Below are 3,788 nucleotides of genomic sequence, written 5' to 3'. Positions count from 1 at the left end.
GGCGCAGCGTCAGTGACTTAGCAATCGACATGATCCGCCAATCGCGCGCGGCAATACGTCCTCTGATTCGCTTTCCAAAGTGGAGGCAAGGAGCGTTTGCCTGTGATCGCCTCGGCGATCCTTCGCCACGACCTGCGTCGCAGCGGTTGCTGGAGCAAACAACGCCAGGCAAGCCGGCGAGCGATGCTCAAGTCGCCGGCTTCCACGCAAAGTCCGATGGCGCGGGTTTGCATATTGAACGCGTGAAGCTCAGGATCAGCCGCATGGATCGCCATCGGCGTGGTCGATGCGGAATAGTCAGGATCGTACTTTTGGCGGATTTCGGCGAACACTCTCCGGCGACGCATCAAGGACTCGACGCTGCGGGAGTGCCCATCAACGAGCACTCGCACGAAGTACAGGCAATCTCCGAGGAGCGCGGCGGGCGCCTCGCGCATCAACCGGTACCAGAGGGGGTTTTCATTGTCGAATTCGAGATCGTAGAAGCCCACGCGCTCCGCCAAGGCGCGGCGAAACACTCCCGTCGCGTCTGGGAACAAGCGCGGTCGGAGGGTAATTCCGGCAGGTTTCAGCGGTTCCCAACCGAACTTTCGCAGCGGCAACAGGGCTTTACCGCCGAGCGTGACTAGTCCGGAGAGGCTGCCCACGAAGCCGAACTCCGGATGTTCGTCGAGAAAGCGAACTTGCTTGGCCAGCCGCTCCCGGTGCGATAAGTCGTCCGAGTCCATGCGCGCCACCAAGGGCGCCCGTGCCAGTTCTACGCCCTTCTGCAACGTGTGAATAAAGCCGGCATGATCGCTTTCGATTACGCGCAGCCGAGGATCGCTGAAAGTCGCGAGCACCTCGCGGGTGCGGTCCGTCGAACCGTCGTCAACAATCACGAACTCGAAATCGTGAAACGTCTGCGACAAAATACTGCGCACGGCATCGCCGACCAAACCCTCCTGGTTGTAAACCGGCATGACGACGGACACGGCAGGCGTTGCCCGCTTCGCGGTCGCCGGTCGCGGATTGCCGTCGCATGTGTCGACTACCGACATGACTTGATGCTCCAGGTCACATTCGCGCCGCTTTGCCAAAATGCGAAATCATCTCGCCGTGACATCGCTCAACAAGCAATCAATTGAGCAGGAAGGAATCGCTGCATGCATGCTTCGAATGCGCGATTCGCCGCACTTGCCTGTTCTGAAGCGCGCGCCAGCAGCCGGGGGCGTAGCTCTTCCGCCATGCTCCAAGCGCTCCTCAGGGCAGTCCCTAACTCCTGAGGCGCATCGTCCGCCGCGATGTCGACCGCCGTCAAGCCGCCCGGAAACATTTCCGCCAGACCGAGGAACTTTTGTCGGTAGTATTCCTGGGCATATACGCCCACCACGGGAAGTCCTTGGGACAGCGCGAAAACGCCCGCATGATAGCTGCCGGTCACCACCACGCGGCATCGTGAAACCTGCTCGGCAAGTTGTTCCGGCGTGGAGACTGTGTCGTTCAGCGACACTTGTCCACGAACGTCCTTCACCAGCTCTCGAATCGAAGTATTGTCGTCTGGCGGGCAATCGCGCCGCACGGGGAGTCCGATGATCGGAGCATCGAGTTCGGCGGCAAACCTGGTGACCTGCCGCCCCATTTCTTCAACCTGCAAAGCGTTCACTGCCGAGTAACGAGCAACTCGCACGTTCACGCCCAAACCCGTTCCGATTTCTTCGCTGGCAAACGAGTTCGACAACTCGATTGCATCATCCCCCGTGACCGTGAACTTCTCTTCGGGAACACCAATAGAACGCAAAAACGGAGGTCCGAATTGCGATTCACGGAGGCAGATATGATCTACTTTGGGCAGCACCTCGCGACATCGCGATTTCAACTTTGGGTTGGTGATCGGTCCGATGCCTTGGCCGAACATGAGCGTCGGGCGGCCCTGCCGTTGCGCGCGCTCAAGGATGGCCAGCGTTCCCAACGCGTGGCGATAAAACTCGTCGTTGATGCCGCCCTGGCCGGAAACGATGAGGCCGGTCGCGTTCTTGATCAATTCCTCGATCGCCAGCGTGGCGTCGACGTCCTTTCCTCGAAATGTTCGAGCGAGTTTCAGTAGTGCGCCGAAGGTGCCCGGCGACGTCCTCCGAATGCGGCCTTCCACCTGTTCCAGAACAAGGCCGAATGGACGTGGCAATCGCTTAGCGGAATAGCCGCAAATGGGGTGTGACGAACCCCAGAGATCGCGCCCCGTAGCGTCCACCGGTTGCACGCCAGGAAGCACCTGTGATGTGCGCTCTACGTCGCGCGTCAACAAGTTGACCCGGGCGCCCGGCATCCAGGCGTCAAGTCTTGAAAGCGCCGCGACGAGCATCGCCATGTCGCCGAGATTGCGATCGCAACGGTACCCGCTTGGATCGACCAACACTGTTCCGCCCCGTTGCGCAGCGGTTGCACTCGTCATTGGGCGTTCCACCCGTGAGGCAGTACAATTTGCCCGATACGGGGAATCGAATACCTCGGTTGCACGCTGACTTCGGGCGGCAATACATCGAATGACATCACCGATTCGATGTGATCCAGCAGACCTTCATCGGACTGTATCGCGACGTTCACGCGATACCGACCGGGAACCAGGAGAAACTGGCCGACGTCACAGCTGAAACGGGTTGTGCCGGAGGCGCGATCCTCGCGGTCGACGCTGACGTTACGCGTCGTGAAATGCGTGATTGGATTGGACTGCTGGTCGTAGATCGTGAATGCGCAATTAACGCGATGGTCGACGACCGGAACGACGTCAATCACGAACTCGACGCGCTCGCCGCAAACGACGATGCCCGGAATGCCGTTACTCCCGACGACGTCAAAGCCGACGACCCGCGATACGCCAGAACCACGTCGATCAGGCCTTTCTGCGGGCCCAATCGCGGCCGATTTCTCCAACGAATTCAGATACTCTTGGACGGCGTTAGTTGCGGCGCCATCAAAGGTTAACTGTCCATTGCTTAAAACAATGCCGCGCGTGCAGAGCCCTTGGACCGCGCCAAGATTGTGACTGACGAACAGAATTGTGCGCCCTTGACTCGCGACATCCCCCATTTTGCCAAGGCATTTACGTTGGAACTCCGCGTCGCCGACGGCGAGCACCTCGTCGACGAGCAAAATATCGGGATCAAGATTCGCCGCGACCGCGAAGGCGAGCCTCAAGTACATTCCGCTCGAATAGTGCTTCACCGGCGTGTCAATAAACTTGGCGATTTCGGCGAAGTCTACGATCTCGTCGAACTTCCTCTGGATCTCGCGCCGTGTCATACCGAGGATCGAGCCGTTCAAATAAACGTTTTCGCGGCCCGTCAATTCCGGGTGAAAGCCGGTGCCGACTTCGAGCAGGGACGCAACTCGACCGCGCAGTTGAGCGAATCCGGCCGTCGGCTCTGTGATGCGCGTTAGAACTTTCAGCAGCGTGCTCTTCCCGGCCCCGTTGCGGCCGATGACGCCGAGCACTTCGCCGCGCTTTACTTCGAAGGACACGTTGCGGAGCGCCCAGAACGATTCATGCAATGAATGCGCCGCGGCGGCGTGGCCGCGCGCCAGCAGGGCCGCCTTGCGGAACGGGCTGACGAAGACGTCGGTGATCGATTCGCGCAGCGTGCGATAGCGCGTTTGCACGTGACCGATGTGGTATTGCTTACCCAGGTCTTCGACGGTGATGGCGATATCGTTCACAGTGTTCCTCAAACCACGTCCGCGAAGGACTTTTCCATGCGACGGAAATAGAACGCTCCGCTGCACAAGATGCAGACCGAAACAGCCGCCGAAAT

General features: G+C 59.6%; 3 protein-coding genes. All 3 read right to left on the bottom strand.

The features are described from left to right. Positions 1-17 precede the first annotated feature (17 nt). A complete protein-coding gene (locus SGJ19_16690; protein MDZ4781890.1) occupies positions 18-1,040 on the bottom strand; it encodes a glycosyltransferase family A protein in 1,023 nt (340 codons plus the stop codon). Positions 1,041-1,108: 68 nt separating this feature from the next. Continuing rightward, on the bottom strand, positions 1,109-2,431 hold the full coding sequence (locus tag SGJ19_16685) for a polysaccharide pyruvyl transferase family protein (protein ID MDZ4781889.1): 1,323 nt from the start codon (positions 2,429-2,431) through the stop codon (positions 1,109-1,111). Further along, complete coding sequence (locus SGJ19_16680; GenBank protein MDZ4781888.1) at positions 2,428-3,693, bottom strand: ABC transporter ATP-binding protein; 1,266 nt, start codon at positions 3,691-3,693, stop codon at positions 2,428-2,430. The genes SGJ19_16685 and SGJ19_16680 overlap by 4 nt, the downstream gene beginning before the upstream one ends. Positions 3,694-3,788: the final 95 nt, after the last annotated feature.

Source organism: Planctomycetia bacterium (assembly GCA_034440135.1).
Taxonomy (GTDB): domain Bacteria; phylum Planctomycetota; class Planctomycetia; order Pirellulales; family JALHLM01; genus JALHLM01.
This window is presented reverse-complemented; position numbering and strand designations above follow the sequence as displayed.